Below are 16,635 nucleotides of genomic sequence, written 5' to 3'. Positions count from 1 at the left end.
TGAAAAAAGCGCCTCGGGGGATGCAGGAGGGGAAATCAGGAAAGGAATGGCGGCCATTTTAGGCGTGTTGGCCGCCATGAGCACGGGGTTATTTCAAGGGGCGTCCATTACAACACCACCAACCGATTCGGCAGTTGGTTACGCGGATGGGTTTTCGGGATGTGGGTGGCCAGCAGTTCAGCGCTGGCGTCGATGCAGGCAATGAACCCTTCGGCGGTATGTCCCAGCCCCACGCGACGCGTGAAATCGCTGACGATGGTGCCCCAGTCACTGTTGTCCAGATGCCGGGAAATGCCTTCGTCCACGATGATTTCGACGTAGCGCTCGGCCTCGCTGACAAAAATCAGTACGCCCGTGCGCCCTTCGGTGTGGTGCAGTTTTTGCTCAAGAAACTGGCGGCGCGCCAGGTTGCTCGCACGCCAGTGCCGTACGCGGGGCGGGATCAGCCGCGTGGTGATCGCAGGAATGCGAAAAATCAGGCTTAACACCACGAATGTGGCCCATTGCAGCATCAGCAAGGAATACGTCTGCATGCCGGCCATGAAGAAGTGCGCCAGTGCAGGCACCAGCAGCGCAATCAGGCTCGCCCACAACAAGGGGATGTAACTGTAGTCGTCTGCGCGCGGCGCCAGGACGGTGACGATTTCGGCGTCTGTGCGTTGTTCGGCACGGGTCACGGCGTCTTCGACCTGCCGTTGTTGCGCTTGTGTGAGTAAAGCCATGGGTATCAATGCTCGTCTAAAAATGAATTACCAGCCGCCAGAAGCACCGCCGCCGCCAAAACTGCCGCCACCGCCACTGAAGCCGCCACCTCCTCGGCCACCGCCGAAGCCGCCCCCGCCAAAGCCACCGGAGCGCGAACCGCCTGAGCCCCCGGCAGTACAAATGCCATAAAACTGGCAGGCGGCGACCACTATGACAAACAGGACAAATAGCAGCAGTACGACAAAGGGATGCTCGGCCATGAAATCACTGCCCTCCCCCTGGCCGCTGGCGTAGGCCGGTTCTGCCAAGGGATCGCCGCCCAATACATGCAGCATCGCGGCCACGCCGTCGCTGATGCCCTGACTGAACTGGCCTGCCTTGAACGCAGGGGTGATGACCTGGTTGAGGATGACGGACGACTGCGCGTCTGTCAGGCGGTCTTCCAGCCCATAACCGACCTCAATGCGCAGTTTGCGATCATCGCGGGCGACGATCAGCAATGCACCGTTGTTCTTGTCTTTTTGCCCGATGCCCCAGGCGCGCCCCAATTGGTAACCGAAGTCTTCAATGGAGGTGCCTTGCAGGTCAGGCACGGTGACCACCACCACTTGCTCGCCCGTGGCTTTTTCGTGGCTTTCAAGGGTTTGCGTCAGCTGTTGACGCGTGGCGGGGTCGAGCATGTGGGCGTCATCGACCACGCGGCCGCTGAGCGCGGGAAAAGTCAACGCGTGCGCCGTGGCCATAAAAAGCCACAGCAACACGCAAAGACCCGGTTTCAATACGCGCATTAGCACCTCATCAATGGGACACAGCGCCTGTGGCCGCTGCCACAGGCTGGCACACGGGCCGAGCGTCAGAACTTCACTTCAGGCGCTTTGTCGGCGTCCGGGCTGGTGGCTTCGAACGTCGGACGCACGGGCAAATCGCTGTACATCACGGCATGCCACAGACGCCCCGGGAAGGTGCGGATCTCGGTGTTGTAACGCTCGACCGCGAGAATGAAGTCGCGACGGGCCACGCTGATGCGGTTTTCCGTGCCTTCGAGCTGCGATTGCAACGAGAGGAAGTTCTGGTTGGATTTGAGGTCCGGGTAGCGCTCGGAAACCACCATCAATCGGCTCAAGGCCCCAGTCAGCTGATTTTGCGCATCCTGAAACTGCTTGAGTTTTTCAGGGTTATTGAGGGTGCTGGCATCCACTTGAATCGAGGTGGCCTTGGCCCGCGCTTCAATCACCGCGGTCAGCGTCGCCTGCTCCTGTTTGGCCGCGCCCTTGACTGTCTCTACCAAGTTGGGGATCAGATCCGAACGACGCTGATATTGGTTTTGCACCTGTGACCAGGCCGCCTTGACCTGCTCGTCAAGGGTCGGAATGGTGTTGATACCGCATCCGGCCAAGACGCTGCTCATCAGCAGCAACGCCATGACTTTCCAGCCGGTGGCGGCCTGTACGCGTTGTATTCCCATGGTCGTGACGCTCCAAAATGATCGCATTGAATTCATAGACACCGCCTGCCCGAGAAAAACTCCATCGCCTTCATTGAATATCGCCAGCAGCACTGGATTGCGGGCAACGAATCAGATAAAAGACTTCTCGCATGTAGGGCTACTCCTACTAAAGATAGGGTAATTCTTTAGGTTAAGTAGTCCCTATCCCAATCCAGAACAATATCGCTTCAAGAGCGCAGGGCTTCCTCGCTTTATGTGAGCGGCTGCGTAGAAGAATTCCATGAGAAAAATGTGTTTGCTGGGCATCGCCATCAGCCTGGCCAGTTCCTGCGCGTGGGCGCAGACCCCGTCCGTCGCGCTGGAGCATAAAGCGGCGTTCATCACGGACTTGATGAACCGGATGACCCTCGATGAAAAAGTCGGGCAGTTGCGCCTTATCAGCATTGCGTCAGACATGCCGCGAGAGTTGATTCGCACGGAAATTGCGGCGGGCCGCATCGGCGGCACGTTCAACTCGGTGACGCGCCCCGAAAACCGCCCCATGCAAGACGCTGCCATGCGCAGCCGGCTGAAAATCCCGATGTTTTTTGCCTACGACGTGATTCACGGGCACCGCACCATTTTCCCGATCAGCCTGGCGCTGGCCTCCAGCTGGGACATGGACGCCATCGCCCTGAGCGGTCGGGTGTCGGCCAAAGAAGCCAGCGCCGACAGCCTTGACCTGACCTTTGCCCCGATGGTCGACATCGCCCGCGACCCGCGCTGGGGGCGCACCTCTGAAGGGTTCGGGGAAGACACCTACCTGGTCTCGCGCATCGCCAAAGTCATGGTGCAGGCGTATCAAGGCGTGTCCCCGGCCCTGCCCGGCAACATCATGGCCAGCGTCAAGCATTTCGCCCTGTATGGCGCCGTCGAAGGCGGCCGCGACTACAACATCGTCGACATGAGCCCGACGCGCATGTTTCAGGATTACCTGCCGCCATACCACGCCGCTATTGACGCTGGCGCGGGCAGCGTGATGGTGGCGCTGAACTCGATCAACGGTGTACCGGCCACCTCCAACACCTGGCTGATGCAGGATTTGTTGCGCAAGCAATGGGGCTTCAAAGGCGTGGCGGTCAGTGATCACGGCGCGATTCTGGAACTGATCAAGCATGGCGTGGCCAAGGATGAGCGTGAAGCCGCCACGCTGGCGATCAAGGCCGGGGTCGACATGAGCATGAATGACCTGGTGTATGGCAAGGAACTGCCGGGCCTGATCAGGTCCGGCAAAGTGCCACAAAGCGACCTGGACAACGCGGTGCGTGAAGTGCTGGGCGCCAAGTACGACATGGGCCTGTTTAAAGACCCGTACCTGCGTATCGGCAACGCCGAAGACGATCCGGCCGACATCAATGCCGAAAGCCGCCTGCACCGGGCCGAGGCCCGCGAGGTGGCGCGCAAGAGCCAAGTGCTGCTCAAGAATGAATCGCGCACCCTGCCTTTGAACAAACGGGCGAACATCGCGTTGATCGGGCCGCTGGCCGATTCGAAGATCGACATGCTCGGCAGCTGGTCGGGCGCCGGGGTTCCCGCGCAGTCGGTGACCGTGCTTGAAGGCTTGCGCGCTGCCGTGGGCAAACCGGGCACGCTGACCTACGCCCGTGGTGCCAACGTGACCGATGATCAGGCCGTGGTCGACTACCTCAATTACTCCAACCCCAACATGCTCGACCTGACCAACGACCCGCGCCCTGCACAAGCGATGCTCGATGAAGCCGTCAAGGTGGCGCAACAGGCCGATGTGATTGTGGCCGTGGTAGGCGAAGCCCGGGGCATGTCCCACGAAGCGGCCAGCCGCACCGACCTCGACTTGCCTGCGACGCAACGCGCGTTGATTAGCGCCCTCAAGGCCACCGGCAAACCGCTGGTGCTGGTCTTGATGAATGGCCGCCCGCTGTCAATCGGCGATCAGGTGCAACAGGCCGATGCCGTGCTGGAAACCTGGTACAGCGGCACAGAAGGCGGCAATGCGATTGCCGACGTGCTGTTCGGTGACTACAACCCCTCGGGCAAGCTGCCGATCACCTTCCCCCGCTCGGTGGGCCAGATTCCGAGTTACTACAGCCACCTGCGCATCGGTCGACCGTTCACGCCGGGCAAGCCGGGCAACTACACCTCGCAGTATTTCGATGCCCCGAACACCCCGCTCTACCCGTTCGGTTATGGCTTGAGCTACACCGACTTCAGTGTGTCGGCGCCGCAACTGTCGGCCAACACCCTCAAGCCAGGGTCAGCCCTGACGGCCAGCGTGACGGTGAAGAACACCGGGCAGCGCGCCGGTGAAACCGTGGTGCAGCTTTATATACAGGACGTGAGTGCGTCGATGAGCCGCCCCGTCAAAGAGCTGAAAAACTTCCAGAAGCTGATGCTCCAGCCGGGGGAAGAAAAGGTCGTGCAGTTCAGCATCGACGAAGACGCCCTGAAGTTTTACAACACCCAACTCCAGTACGCTGCCGAACCCGGCGAATTCAACGTGCAAATTGGCCTGGATTCGCAAAACGTCCAGCAGACGAGTTTCCAACTGCTCTGACGTCGCCGCCGGGGAGGCTTTGAACGGTCTTCCCGGCACTTCTTGAGCGCAATATCCGCTTGACCTTTTCGATCTTTGCGCCCGCCTCAAAATGCGTTCGGACAGCGCTGTTTTTTGTGGTAGGGTTCGCGCCCTCAAAATCCAGCGCGCCCGATTTCATCCCGGCAAAAACAGTGACAGACGGTGGAATGCCGGTGTCATGCGGCCTACGTGGAGATTCGAGGGTTCATACACAAATTACACACAGGGTTATCCACAGGCGGTGCATTGCACACCTCCTGTAAAACGCATATCTTGTATCAATTCTGCCAAAAGACCCCACATATAGGGTTTTAGGGCAAAAACCCAACACAACTCAGCCGAGAATTTCAAGTGCTTTTCTCGCCCCTGTCGGGTTGAACCAAACAGCGATTTCAAAGCCCAAACCGCTCATGCGGATGGCAACCGTTTTCCAGCGCTGGCGCGGAAAGCGGCCCGGGTGTTGCAGTACAAAGACTGTCACCCACCAGGAATAAGATTTGAGGCGGTACGCGCAAATCTGAGACTTCGGCAAGGAAGCGGCCAAAACACCCCTTTCTGTACGTCCCGAGGTCGTTATGCCCGGTTTATCCCCGGTTGTAGTGCGTCAGGACGGAACGGTGGGCACCTTTTTGAGGCGCCCAAATAAACATAGAGAATGTGGAGACACCCATGCAAACCGACTCAACTCGCGAGAACTCGCAGGGCACCGCGTCGCAGAACGATTCAAATCTGGATCTGTCGGCAACTGCGCCAGGCCAATTGCGCGTGATCAAGCGTAACGGAACCGTCGTTCCTTACACCGATGACAAGATCACCGTCGCCATCACCAAAGCGTTTCTTGCAGTTGAAGGCGGCAATGCAGCCGCTTCGTCACGCATTCACGACACCGTTGCCCGCCTGACCGAACAGGTCACCGCAACCTTCAAGCGTCGCATGCCTTCGGGCGGCACCATCCACATCGAAGAAATCCAGGACCAGGTTGAACTGGCCCTGATGCGTGCCGGCGAGCAGAAAGTAGCCCGCGACTACGTGATCTACCGCGATGCCCGCTCCAAGGAGCGCGCCACCCGCGCACCGGCCGAAGACGCCGTGCAAGCGCACCCGTCGATCCGCATCACCCGCGCCGACGGCAGCTTCGCGCCGCTGGACATGGGCCGCCTGAACACCATCGTCACCGAGGCCTGCGAAGGCCTGGAAGAAGTGGACGGCGACCTGATCCAGCGCGAAACCCTGAAAAACCTGTACGACGGCGTGGCCCTGAGCGACGTCAACACCGCGCTGGTGATGACGGCCCGCACCCTGGTTGAGCGTGAGCCGAACTACTCGTTCGTGACCGCCCGCCTGCTGATGGACACCTTGCGTGCCGAAGGCCTGAATTTCCTCAATGTTGCCGAAAGCGCCACTCACCACGAGATGGCCGACCTGTACGCCAAGGCGCTGCCTGCTTACATTGCCAAAGGTATTGAGTTCGACCTGCTGAACCCGGTGCTGGCCACCTTCGACCTGGAAAAACTGGGCAAGGCGATCAACCACGAGCGCGATCAGCAGTTCACCTACCTAGGCCTGCAAACCCTGTACGACCGTTACTTCATCCACAAGGATGGCGTGCGTTTCGAACTGCCGCAGATCTTCTTCATGCGTGTGGCCATGGGCCTGGCGATCGAAGAGAAGCAAAAAGAAGACCGCGCCATCGAGTTCTACAACCTGTTGTCGTCCTTCGACTACATGTCGTCGACACCGACCCTGTTCAACGCCGGCACTCAGCGTCCACAGCTGTCCAGCTGCTACCTGACCACCGTGCCGGACGACCTGTCGGGCATTTACCACGCGATCCACGACAACGCCATGTTGTCCAAATTCGCAGGCGGCCTGGGCAACGACTGGACCCCGGTACGTGCGCTCGGCTCATGGATCAAAGGCACCAACGGAAAATCCCAGGGCGTGGTGCCGTTCCTCAAGGTGGTCAACGACACCGCCGTCGCCGTGAACCAGGGTGGCAAGCGCAAGGGCGCCGTGTGCGCTTACCTTGAAACCTGGCACATGGACATCGAAGAGTTCATCGAGCTGCGCAAGAACACCGGTGATGACCGTCGTCGTACCCACGACATGAACACCGCCAACTGGATCCCTGACCTGTTCATGAAGCGCGTCTTCGATGACGGCAAGTGGACCCTGTTCTCGCCCTCCGAAGTACCGGACCTGCACGACCTGACCGGCAAAGCCTTCGAAGAGCGTTACGAGTACTACGAAGCCCTGACCGAGTATCCGGGCAAGGTCAAGCTGTTCAAGACCATCCAGGCCAAAGACCTGTGGCGCAAAATGCTGTCCATGCTGTTTGAAACCGGCCACCCATGGCTGACCTTCAAAGACCCGTGCAACCTGCGCAGCCCGCAGCAGCACGTGGGCGTGGTTCACAGCTCGAACCTGTGCACCGAGATCACCCTGAACACCAACAAGGATGAAATCGCGGTCTGCAACCTGGGCTCGATCAACCTGCCGAACCACATCGTGGACGGCAAGCTGGACACCGCCAAGCTCAAGCGCACCATCGACGTGGCCGTGCGCATGCTCGATAACGTGATCGACATCAACTACTACTCGGTGCCGCAAGCGCGTAACTCGAACTTCAAGCACCGTCCGGTCGGCCTGGGGATCATGGGCTTCCAGGACGCGCTGTACCTGCAGCACATTCCGTATGCTTCGCAAGCAGCGGTCGAGTTTGCCGACAAGTCGATGGAAGCGGTCAGCTACTACGCCATTCAGGCGTCCTGCGACCTGGCTGACGAGCGTGGCGCTTACGAGACGTTCCAGGGCTCGCTGTGGTCCAAAGGCATCCTGCCACTGGATTCGCAACAGATCCTGATCGAACAGCGCGGCCAGAAGTACATCGACGTTGACCTGAACGAATCCCTGGACTGGGCACCGGTTCGCGCCCGTGTTCAGAAAGGCATTCGTAACTCCAACATCATGGCCATCGCACCGACCGCGACCATTGCCAACATTACTGGCGTCTCGCAGTCGATCGAACCGACCTACCAGAACCTGTACGTGAAATCGAACCTGTCGGGCGAATTCACCGTGATCAACCCGTACCTGGTTCGCGACCTCAAGGCCCGCGGCCTGTGGGACTCGGTCATGATCAACGACCTGAAGTACTACGACGGTTCCGTGCAGCAGATCGAACGCATCCCGCAAGAGCTCAAAGAGCTGTACGCCACTGCGTTTGAAGTCGACACCAAGTGGATCGTTGACGCTGCCAGCCGCCGCCAGAAGTGGATCGACCAGGCTCAGTCGCTGAACCTGTACATCGCGGGCGCCTCGGGCAAGAAGCTGGACGTCACCTACCGCATGGCGTGGTACCGCGGCCTGAAAACCACGTACTACCTCCGTGCCCTGGCTGCCACCAGCACCGAGAAGTCCACCGTCAACACTGGCAAGCTCAACGCCGTATCGAGCGGCAACAAAAGTGAAGACGTCGCCGCCGCCCCTGCGGGCCCGGCTCCGGTGCCAAAAGCATGCGCCATTGACGAGCCGGATTGCGAAGCGTGTCAATAAGCTGAGCTGTCCAGCGGGTCACACCGCTTGACTGAAACCCCCGTTAAACCCTGGCAACAGGTGGGTTTAACGGGGGTTTTGTTTTGGCGGGTGAACAATCCAGCGCCCGTTTTCTCGAACAGCTATGACGCGGTGCTCCGAGCCAGGCCGTGATGAATCTGCAGGCGAAAAAAAGCCCCTCACTCGAGGGGCTTTTTGAAGACGCATTCGCCCATCAGGTCATCTGAATGATGGTCTGCATGATGGTGCTCTGGGTGGAGATGGTCTTGGCGTTCGCCTGGTAGTTGCTTTGCGCCTTGATCAGGTCAACCAGCTCGTTGGTCAGGTTCACGTTGGAGTCTTCCAGCGAGTTGGACTGGATTGCCCCCAGCGTACCGACCTTCGGTGCGTCGTAACCGGCCTGGCCCGAAGCGAATGTCTCTTTCCACGCCGTGCCGCCCACAGGCTGCAAGCCTTGTTCGTTGGTGAAGCTGGCCAGGGAGATCTGGCCGATGGCACGGCTCTGGTTGTTGCTGAAGTTAGCAAACATCACGCCCGAGCCATCGATGGTCAGGTTGGTGATCTGGCCAGTGGCGTAGCCGTCCTGAGTTGGCGGGTTGCGCGAGGTATCGGTGTTGTACTGGGTGGTTTTGGCCATGTTGATGGCAATACCGCCATCTTTGGCGGCTGCACCGTTGGAAACCCACGCACCGTTGACAGTGGCGCCCGGCACCCAGTCAGTCACCGTCAAGGTGCTGCTGATGATGTCCGGTTCGCCCGGCACCGGGTTTGGCGTGGTGACGCTGGTCAGGGCGCCTGCAGAATCAAACACCATGGTCGAAGGCACTGGGTCCTTGGCGCCCGTTCCCGTCACCGGGCTGCCGTCCGGGTTGCGGCCATCGACGAGGGTGTAGGCTTTCCAGGTGTTGGAGTCCGTTTTCACCATGTACTGATCCATCTCATGGGGGTTGCCCTGAGTGTCGTAAATGGTGGTGGAGAATTTTCTGGAGTAGCTCTCGGACTTCAGCGGATCGAACTTGTTGGCCACCTGATCGACCACATCACTGGTCGAGTTCAAGTTGATGGTCGATTCCACCGAGCCGCTGGCGCGTGGCGCCAGGTTCGAGGTGTCAATGCGCAGGTCGGTCAGTACGCCGTTGACGATCTTGCCGTTGGCGTCTACGCCATAGCCTTGCAAGCGCGCGGTCCCGTCGGTGTTGGTCACGTAGCCGTCTTTATCGGCCTTGAACGTACCAGCACGGGTGTAGCTCAGGGAGCCGTTGTCGCTCAGCACAAAAAAACCGTTGCCCTGGATGCCCATGTCCAACAGGTTGCCCGTGTTGTTGATAGCGCCCTGACCAAAGTTCTGCGAGACGTTGGCCAGGTTCACACCGCTGCCGATGGTTTTGCTGCCAATGCCCAGCTTGCTGGCCGAGTAAATGTCCGAGAACTCGGCACGGGACGATTTGAAGCCGGATGTGGCGACGTTGGCGATGTTGTTGCCGGTCACGTCGAGTTGCTTGCTGGCCGCATAGAGGCCGCTAAGGCCGATATTGAAAGACATGTTGCACTCCTTAAGGCGTATGAGTCGGCTTAGAGGCCAATGGTCTGGACTTTGGACATGCCAATGCTGCCCAGGCCTGCGAGATTGAGCATCACTTCCCCCCCCGTCTTGCTCAGCGTCACACTGTTGACAGTGGCGGGCAGGTACGTGGTGAGGGCCGTGGTTCCGGTGTCAGTTTTTGTCGACGCGGTGAAGGTGTAGTTGCCCTTGGGCATCAGTTCACCGTCATCGTTTTTGCCGTCCCAAGTGAAATCGACATTGCCCGCTTTCTGGGCGCCCATTTCGAGGGTTCGGACCACAACGCCATCGGCATCGGTGATCTTGATGGTGGGTGAGGAGTTAGCATCTTTGACCACCACGGTGCCGTTGAACGGCTTCTCGCTGGCAGGGTCCACCAAGGCTTCACCGGTTTGCACGATCACGGAACGCCCTACCAGCGACGAAGCCTGCAGCGCCTGCGAGGATTGCAAGCCGCCGGTGATGGCCGTCACCGATTCGTTCAGGGACGTGATGCCTTCCAGGCTGCTGAACTGGGCCAACTGCGCAACGAATGCGGTGTTGTCCTGCGGGTCCAGCGGGTTCTGGTTTTTCAACTGGGTGACCAGCAATTGCATGAACGCATCTTTGCCCAATGCCTTGCTGTTGCCCGCCACGGCCTTGGAAGCAGCCGCAAGGCTGGTGTCCGTGGCCTTGGCCTGAGAGGAGTTGGCCAGCACCTGATTAAGGGTCTTGTTGCTGACGGAATCGGTCACACTCATTTGCGTCGTTCCTTATCACTGACCGAGGGTCAGGACCTTCTGCATCATGGTTTTGGCGGTGTTCATCATTTCTGCGTTGGTCTGGAACGAACGACTGGCGGAAATCATGTCAGCCATTTCTTCAACCACGTTGACGTTGGGGTAGTACACATACCCCTTGGCGTCGGCAGAAGGATGGTTCGGTTCGTAGCGGGCTTCGAGGTTGCTCTGGTCTTCGACCACGCCCAGTACTTGTACGCCCTGCCCGGCGGCATCCTGATTCTGGAACAGCGAATCGCCTGTGCCGTTTTGCGCACCTTGAAACATGGTGGCAAACACCGGGTGCCGTGCGCGGTAAGTCTGGTCGATGCTCGACGACACGGTTTCGGCGTTGGCAATGTTACTGGCCACGGTGTTCAGGCGCGTGGTCTGAGCACTCATGCCGCTACCGGCAATATTGAAAACACTGGCTAGAGACATGGATTACTCTCCGCGCAGGGCTGACACCAGCCCTTTGAATTTACTGTTGAGCAGGGTGAAGCTGGCCTGGAAGTTGACCGCGTTCTCTGCGTAATTCGATTGTTCGAGCTGAGCGTCGACCGTGTTTTGGTCGATGGAGGGCTGCATCGGCGTGCGGTACAACAGCGATTCATCGCCGCTGCTCAAGCCCTGGGCTTCGATGTGGCGACTGTTGGTCATGTTCAAGGCAAAGCTGCCGTTCTTGTTCTTGTCATTCTGTGCCGCGAGCACAGAAGCAAAATCCAGATCCCGAGCCTTGTAGTTCGGGGTGTCGGCGTTGGCAATGTTATTGGCCAGGACTTCAGCGCGCTGGGCGCGAAAACCCAGGGCTTGCTCATGGATACCGAGCGCTTTATCGAAGCTGATGCTCATGTCGAAAAACCTTTGTGGGCTGACCTGAACATGTGGTTCAGGTCCTTCTTGCTCTGGATAGAGCAAACCCCGTGCCAATATTCACATGCCCGTATTTCAAGGCTTTGCCGGGGGCTGGGGCGCGGCAATGCCAGAAAAGCGGCAATCACTGACCGCCGACTGCCGCTTTTCTGCCGCTTTGTTGCACGGGACACTCGCACCGCCGCCCCACAGCGCCATAAAAAACGGGAGCCTTGTGGGCTCCCGTTAGGATTACTTGGCCTGGTAGATGATCCCCGGGCTGCACTGGATCATCTGGTAGTGATCCGGCAACCCGTTGAGCGCTTCGGAGGCGCCCAGGAATAAATAGCCGCCCGGCTTCAAGGTGCTGTGAATGCGCAACAGGATGTCTTTTTTGACCTCTGCCGAGAAATAGATCAGCACGTTGCGGCAGAACACCATGTCGAACTTGCCCAACCCGGCGTAACTGTCCAGCAGGTTGAACGAGCGAAACTCCACACGGCTCTTGATCGGCGCCTTGACCATCCAGCGCCCCGGCCCTTTAGGCTCGAAGTAACGCTGCAAGCGCTCCTGGGACAAACCGCGGCCGATCGCCAGGCTGTCGTACTCGCCGGTCTTGCAGTTGTTGAGCATCAGGCTGGACAGGTCGGTGGCGACAATTTGCACCCCCGCTTTCAATTGCCCGAGGTTGCTGCGCTCAAACTCATCGATGGCCATCGACAGCGAATACGGTTCCTGCCCCGAAGAGCAGGCGGCCGACCAGATGCGTAAACGTTGCCCCGGATGGGCCTTGGTCAACTCAGGCAGGACTTTGTTTTTCAGCACTTCAAAGGGGTAGGTATCGCGAAACCACAGGGTTTCGTTGGTGGTCATCGCATCGACCACCTGCTCACGCAGCCCGCTGCGGGGCTGGCTCTGGATGCGCTGAATCAGCTCACCCAGTGATTTGATACCTTGCTGTTCCATCAGCTTGTTCAGTCGGCTGGAAACAAGGTACTGCTTGTTCTCCCCTAGCAAAATGCCACAGGCTTTTTCCAGGAAAACCCGGAACTGCTCAAAATCCAAATTAGCCGTAGACAAATGATCCTGCCTCTATAAAACGTGTTGACCGCCAAGGACTGCGTCCTTAGGGAATCTCCGAGCAAGTTTTCAAATGTGCTGAAATACGCCTGACCACCTGATCCGAGCCGCCTATGAGCCAGATGAGCTTTTCCGATTTCGAATACGCCGGCAAGCGCAAGCAGACACGCCGCGAACGCTTCCTCGCCGAGATGGATCAGGTCGTGCCCTGGACGGGTCTGCTGGGCCTGATCGAGCCGTTCTACCCCAAGGCCGGTGGCGGCAGAAAACCCTATCCTCTGGAAACCATGCTGCGTATTCATCTGTTGCAGAATTGGTTTTCCCTGAGCGATCCGACCATGGAAGAAGCGCTCTACGAAATCACGCCCATGCGCCAGTTTGCACGTTTGACCTTGAGCGCCCCGATACCTGAAGACACCACGATCATGAATTTCCGGCACTTACTGGAAAAGCATCAGCTGGCACCTGCAATCCTCGCGGTCATCAATGGTTATTTGCAGGACAAAGGCATGTCTCTACGTCAGGGCACTATCGTCGATGCCACCATTATTCATGCTCCTAGTTCGACTAAAAACGAAGAGGGAAAGCGCGACCCCGAGATGCATCAGACCAAAAAAGGTAACCAGTATTTCTTCGGAATGAAGGCCCATATTGGCGCTGATGTCGAGTCCGGCTTGGTTCATCACGTCCACGGCACCGCCGCCAACGTCGCCGATGTCACACAGGTCGCCGAGCTGTTGCATGGCGAAGAAAATGCAGTGTATGCAGACGCCGGATACACCGGCGTTGAGAAGCGTGAAGAGCATGAAAATCGTGAAGTGATCTGGCAAATCGCGGCGCGCCGCAGCACCTATTCCAAGTTGAATAAACGCAGCGTGCTCTACAAGGGCAAGCGCAAGATTGAGTACTGCAAAGCCCAGACACGGGCCAAGGTCGAACATCCGTTTCGGGTGATCAAATGCCAATTTGGGTACGTGAAAGTGCGCTTTCGTGGGCTGATGAAAAACACGGCTCAGTTGACCACATTGTTCGCCCTGTCGAACCTGTGGATGGCTCGAAAACAACTGATGGGTATGGGCGAGTTGCGCGCTTAACATGGAAAACCGGGCGAAAAACGCCCTCGATGAACACTGCATCAGGTCGTTTTGAGCAAATAGCGCTGCGTGCCGTGCAAATTACGACTTGCCGCCGCCGCGCAGCAAGTTGATCGGAGCATCCTTAGCTGTGATCTGCTTCTTTGATCCGGTCGACGACCCGGGATGCCAGGTCATCAGGGCGGAATTTTGCCAGAAAGTCATTGGCGCCGACTTTCTTGACCATCGCCTGATTGAATACCCCGGACAGCGAAGTGTGCAGAATGATGTGTAAATTTTGCATGCGCGGATCGCTACGGATTTCAGACGTCAGGGTGTAACCGTCCATTTCCGGCATCTCGATGTCCGAGATCATCATCAGAAACTCTTCTGACGGGTCCTTGCCTTCGTCCACCAGTTTGCGCAGATACTCCAGCGCCTGGCGACCGTCATTCAGCGAGACCACTTCCACCCCCACCGTTTGCAGGCAACGTGACACCTGCTTGCGCGCCACTGACGAGTCATCGACCGTCAGCACCCGCAACGACACGGCCTTGGTGTGGGTGTCGACATCGACCACACCGTGGGAAATGCTTTCCGATGACGGCGAAACCTCTGACAGGATCTTTTCAACGTCGATGATTTCGACCAGTTGATTGTCCAGCCGTGTCACCGCCGTCAGGTAGTGGTCACGCCCCGTGCCTTTGGGCGGCGGATGGATCTCTTCCCAGTTCATGTTGACGATGCGCTCGACCGCGCCCACGAGAAACCCCTGAGTCTTGGTGTTGTACTCCGTGATAATCACAAACGGGCTGCTTTGATCTTTCAGCGCGCCTGAACCGGTGGCCATGGCCAAATCCAGAATCGGAATGGTCGCCCCCCGAATACTCGCAACACCGCACACCACAGGATGGGATTTGGGCATCACGGTCAGCTTGGGGCATTGCAGCACCTCGCGCACCTTGAACACGTTAATCCCGTACAGCTGTGGCCCATCCAGGCGAAACAACAACAGTTCCAGGCGGTTCTGCCCGACCAGTTGTGTGCGCTGGTTAACCGAATCCATCACCCCAGCCATACACGGTTCCCCTTAGAAACTTTAAGTTGCGACGCACATCGCCCGGTAAACGGCACGGGCTTTGCTATTTATCCGCCATGAATGCAAAAACGACAATTTCTTGCCACCGGCCGATCCTTCAGACGCTGCGCCTTCGCTGTGCAAGCATGCTTGCGGCTGTCTGCCTGATAAGCGTGGGCACACAGTCATACGCAGATGGATTTACTTCTCCTACACAGCTTATCGGCGTGACCCAAGGCTTTCTTGAATTCACCGTCGAAGACTACCTTGCCACTGGTCAGATAGAAGGCCGCTACGAGATTCAGGTCAATAACCTTGATCCGCGCTTGCGCCTCGCTCAGTGCGACAAGGAATTGACAGCCACCCTCGAAAGCCCGGCGCAACCCATGGGTCGCGTGACGGTGCGTGTGCGCTGTGAGGGTAGCTCGCCCTGGACCATTTTTGTCCCGGCACAAGTAAAGTTATTTCGCGAGGTGGTGACCGTGCTCCACCCCCTCAAGCGCGGCACGATCATCAGCGATGACGATGTGGTGTTGCGCGAGCGCGACGTGGGCCTGATCACGCAGGGTTACATGACCGCCGTGGAACTGGTAGTTGGGCAAAAACTCTTGCGACCCATGGTCACCGATCAAGTGCTGACCCTGACGCACCTGGAGCAAGCGGCTGTGGTGCGCAAGGGCGATCAAGTGGTGATCAATGCCCGTAGCGGCACCTTGACGGTGAGAATGCCCGGCGAAGCCCTGTCCGACGGCGGCCTCAGTGAACAGGTGCGGGTGAAGAACCTGAACTCCAAACGGGTTATCAAGGCGCGCATTACCGGGCCGGGGCAAGTGGAGGTGGCTTTGTAGGACAGTTGGCATACGACTCTCAACTTTCCTACACTGTCGCTTGACGCAGATCAGTACGGTTGCGCGTCGCCGTATGATTAATCGTGCCTAAAGTTTTCTCGGGTATGGCCGAAAACATGGCAAGCGTCCAAATACCCAGAGGTTTTCCATCATGGTCATCGACTTCAGTCGCCTTAACAACGCCGCGCCTTTAACCGGCACTGCGCGCAGCAACAGCAGTCAGGAAGCAGGCAGCGCCACTAAATCGGCCCCTGCCACTCAGGAGCAAGCGGGCGTCAGCGCCCCGAGCGGTGAATCTGTGCACCTCAGTGACGGGGCACAACAATTGCAAAAAATCAGCGATTCGCTGCGCGATCAACCGATTGTCGACAAAGGCCGAGTGGCCGAGTTGAAACAAGCCATCGCCGACGGCACCTACACCGTCGACAGCAATCGGGTTGCCAGCAAATTGCTTAACTTGGAAGCCCAGCGCTAGCCCTTGGGGCAAGCGCCAGGCTTTTGGACGCTTAAATTCCAGAGCCAGCCATGCACGACACGACTTTATTGCAACTGATCAACGACGACTTCGCCCCTGCCGAGAAACTGCTCGCCTTGCTGCAGGACGAAACCATTGCCCTGCAAGGGCGCGACATGTTGGTGCTCGAAGACATTCTGGCGCGCAAACAGTCGTTGATCATTCTGCTCGATCAGCATGGCCGCAAGCGCAGCGAAATCCTGGCGGGGCTTGGATTGCCGGCCAACCGCAGCGGGCTTGAGCAACTGGCCAGCCACTCGGACCTCGGCCCGCAACTGCTCGCTCAAAGCGAGGCATTGAATCAGGTGCTGGCCGATTGTCAGGCCGCCAATGTGATCAACGGCCAGGCCATCCAGACCCAACAACTCATCACAGCCAATCAGCAGCGCATTTTGCACGGCGGCGAAGCCCATACGCTGTATGACGCCCGCGGCACCACCGCACTGGTCAACAAACCACGCGCTTTCAGCCAGGCGTGAGCCCGCGTGACCGCACTATCCTAAAGACGCAACATACTGGCAAAATGCCTCTTTTTTGCGTGTTGTTGTATTTTGTCTGGAGATTGATGAAC

The 16,635-nt window shown here is 58.3% G+C and carries 16 protein-coding genes; 6 read left to right on the top strand and 10 right to left on the bottom strand.

Features of this window, described 5'->3' with window-relative positions; genetic code table 11:
* Positions 1–107: 107 nt before the first annotated feature.
* The 3 genes from BKD70_RS11755 to BKD70_RS11745 all read right to left on the bottom strand — a co-directional run bounded on the left by BKD70_RS11755 (position 108) and on the right by BKD70_RS11745 (position 2,170).
* Positions 108–722: a TPM domain-containing protein gene (locus tag BKD70_RS11755; protein WP_047276803.1), complete on the bottom strand. Its 615-nt coding sequence runs from the start codon at positions 720–722 to the stop codon at positions 108–110.
* A 27-nt stretch (positions 723–749) separates the two neighbouring features.
* Complete coding sequence (locus tag BKD70_RS25545) at positions 750–1,493, bottom strand: YgcG family protein (protein WP_047276805.1); 744 nt, start codon at positions 1,491–1,493, stop codon at positions 750–752.
* A gap of 65 nt (positions 1,494–1,558) precedes the next feature.
* Positions 1,559–2,170, bottom strand: a complete 612-nt coding sequence (locus BKD70_RS11745; RefSeq protein ID WP_047276808.1) for a LemA family protein — start codon at positions 2,168–2,170, stop codon at positions 1,559–1,561.
* 262 nt (positions 2,171–2,432) lie between these two features.
* Between BKD70_RS11745 and bglX the strand changes: the two genes are divergently transcribed.
* Positions 2,433–4,724, top strand: coding sequence for a beta-glucosidase BglX (gene bglX / locus BKD70_RS11740; RefSeq protein WP_047276810.1), 2,292 nt, complete (start codon positions 2,433–2,435; stop codon positions 4,722–4,724).
* A 355-nt stretch (positions 4,725–5,079) separates the two neighbouring features.
* Here bglX and BKD70_RS24745 read toward each other — a convergent pair whose 3' ends face one another.
* A complete protein-coding gene (locus BKD70_RS24745; protein WP_139047519.1) occupies positions 5,080–5,289 on the bottom strand; it encodes a hypothetical protein in 210 nt (69 codons plus the stop codon).
* Between the two features lie 125 nt (positions 5,290–5,414).
* On the opposite strand from BKD70_RS24745, the gene BKD70_RS11735 reads away from it, so the two are divergent.
* Complete coding sequence (locus tag BKD70_RS11735; protein ID WP_047276812.1) at positions 5,415–8,300, top strand: ribonucleoside-diphosphate reductase subunit alpha; 2,886 nt, start codon at positions 5,415–5,417, stop codon at positions 8,298–8,300.
* Positions 8,301–8,514: 214 nt separating this feature from the next.
* Here the strand turns inward: BKD70_RS11735 and flgE are convergent, their stop codons facing one another.
* The 5 genes from flgE to cheR all read right to left on the bottom strand — a co-directional run bounded on the left by flgE (position 8,515) and on the right by cheR (position 12,551).
* A complete protein-coding gene (gene flgE / locus BKD70_RS11730) occupies positions 8,515–9,843 on the bottom strand; it encodes a flagellar hook protein FlgE (RefSeq protein WP_047276814.1) in 1,329 nt (442 codons plus the stop codon).
* Positions 9,844–9,872: 29 nt separating this feature from the next.
* A complete protein-coding gene (gene flgD / locus BKD70_RS11725; RefSeq protein WP_047276815.1) occupies positions 9,873–10,601 on the bottom strand; it encodes a flagellar hook assembly protein FlgD in 729 nt (242 codons plus the stop codon).
* 15 nt (positions 10,602–10,616) lie between these two features.
* Positions 10,617–11,060 carry a flagellar basal body rod protein FlgC gene (flgC, locus tag BKD70_RS11720; protein ID WP_047276817.1) on the bottom strand — a complete coding sequence of 148 codons (444 nt, stop codon included), beginning with the start codon at positions 11,058–11,060 and terminating at the stop codon, positions 10,617–10,619.
* A gap of 3 nt (positions 11,061–11,063) precedes the next feature.
* Entirely contained in the window at positions 11,064–11,471 is a 408-nt protein-coding gene (flgB, locus tag BKD70_RS11715; protein WP_047276819.1) for a flagellar basal body rod protein FlgB, read from the bottom strand.
* A 252-nt stretch (positions 11,472–11,723) separates the two neighbouring features.
* Positions 11,724–12,551 carry a protein-glutamate O-methyltransferase CheR gene (cheR, locus tag BKD70_RS11710; protein WP_047276821.1) on the bottom strand — a complete coding sequence of 276 codons (828 nt, stop codon included), beginning with the start codon at positions 12,549–12,551 and terminating at the stop codon, positions 11,724–11,726.
* 113 nt (positions 12,552–12,664) lie between these two features.
* On the opposite strand from cheR, the gene BKD70_RS11705 reads away from it, so the two are divergent.
* Positions 12,665–13,645, top strand: coding sequence for an IS5 family transposase (locus BKD70_RS11705; RefSeq protein WP_047276823.1), 981 nt, complete (start codon positions 12,665–12,667; stop codon positions 13,643–13,645).
* Positions 13,646–13,769: 124 nt separating this feature from the next.
* Here BKD70_RS11705 and BKD70_RS11700 read toward each other — a convergent pair whose 3' ends face one another.
* Complete coding sequence (locus tag BKD70_RS11700) at positions 13,770–14,702, bottom strand: chemotaxis protein CheV (protein WP_047276825.1); 933 nt, start codon at positions 14,700–14,702, stop codon at positions 13,770–13,772.
* A gap of 77 nt (positions 14,703–14,779) precedes the next feature.
* Between BKD70_RS11700 and flgA the strand changes: the two genes are divergently transcribed.
* The 3 genes from flgA (at position 14,780) to BKD70_RS11685 (ending at position 16,543) form a co-directional block, all read left to right on the top strand.
* Entirely contained in the window at positions 14,780–15,550 is a 771-nt protein-coding gene (flgA, locus tag BKD70_RS11695) for a flagellar basal body P-ring formation chaperone FlgA (protein WP_047276827.1), read from the top strand.
* A gap of 151 nt (positions 15,551–15,701) precedes the next feature.
* On the top strand, positions 15,702–16,025 hold the full coding sequence (flgM, locus tag BKD70_RS11690) for a flagellar biosynthesis anti-sigma factor FlgM (RefSeq protein ID WP_047276829.1): 324 nt from the start codon (positions 15,702–15,704) through the stop codon (positions 16,023–16,025).
* Between the two features lie 50 nt (positions 16,026–16,075).
* Positions 16,076–16,543, top strand: coding sequence for a flagella synthesis protein FlgN (locus tag BKD70_RS11685; protein WP_047276830.1), 468 nt, complete (start codon positions 16,076–16,078; stop codon positions 16,541–16,543).
* The last annotated feature ends 92 nt before the right edge of the window (positions 16,544–16,635 follow it).

The sequence above is a fragment of the Pseudomonas sp. BS-2016 genome (assembly GCF_001806145.1).
Lineage (GTDB): Bacteria > Pseudomonadota > Gammaproteobacteria > Pseudomonadales > Pseudomonadaceae > Aquipseudomonas > Aquipseudomonas lundensis.
Note: the sequence above shows the minus strand (reverse complement) of the source record. Positions and strands in the feature narration are given on the sequence as shown.

What these genes read in the sequence shown, in the direction of transcription:
- BKD70_RS11755 (WP_047276803.1), bottom strand. Translation starts at nt 722, where the DNA reads ATGGCTTTACTCACACAAGCGCAACAACGGCAGGTCGAAGACGCCGTG.
- BKD70_RS25545 (WP_047276805.1), bottom strand. Translation starts at nt 1,493, where the DNA reads ATGCGCGTATTGAAACCGGGTCTTTGCGTGTTGCTGTGGCTTTTTATG.
- BKD70_RS11745 (WP_047276808.1), bottom strand. Translation starts at nt 2,170, where the DNA reads ATGGGAATACAACGCGTACAGGCCGCCACCGGCTGGAAAGTCATGGCG.
- bglX (WP_047276810.1), top strand. Translation starts at nt 2,433, where the DNA reads ATGAGAAAAATGTGTTTGCTGGGCATCGCCATCAGCCTGGCCAGTTCC.
- BKD70_RS11735 (WP_047276812.1), top strand. Translation starts at nt 5,415, where the DNA reads ATGCAAACCGACTCAACTCGCGAGAACTCGCAGGGCACCGCGTCGCAG.
- flgE (WP_047276814.1), bottom strand. Translation starts at nt 9,843, where the DNA reads ATGTCTTTCAATATCGGCCTTAGCGGCCTCTATGCGGCCAGCAAGCAA.
- flgD (WP_047276815.1), bottom strand. Translation starts at nt 10,601, where the DNA reads ATGAGTGTGACCGATTCCGTCAGCAACAAGACCCTTAATCAGGTGCTG.
- flgC (WP_047276817.1), bottom strand. Translation starts at nt 11,060, where the DNA reads ATGTCTCTAGCCAGTGTTTTCAATATTGCCGGTAGCGGCATGAGTGCT.
- flgB (WP_047276819.1), bottom strand. Translation starts at nt 11,471, where the DNA reads ATGAGCATCAGCTTCGATAAAGCGCTCGGTATCCATGAGCAAGCCCTG.
- BKD70_RS11705 (WP_047276823.1), top strand. Translation starts at nt 12,665, where the DNA reads ATGAGCCAGATGAGCTTTTCCGATTTCGAATACGCCGGCAAGCGCAAG.
- BKD70_RS11700 (WP_047276825.1), bottom strand. Translation starts at nt 14,702, where the DNA reads ATGGCTGGGGTGATGGATTCGGTTAACCAGCGCACACAACTGGTCGGG.
- flgA (WP_047276827.1), top strand. Translation starts at nt 14,780, where the DNA reads ATGAATGCAAAAACGACAATTTCTTGCCACCGGCCGATCCTTCAGACG.
- flgM (WP_047276829.1), top strand. Translation starts at nt 15,702, where the DNA reads ATGGTCATCGACTTCAGTCGCCTTAACAACGCCGCGCCTTTAACCGGC.
- BKD70_RS11685 (WP_047276830.1), top strand. Translation starts at nt 16,076, where the DNA reads ATGCACGACACGACTTTATTGCAACTGATCAACGACGACTTCGCCCCT.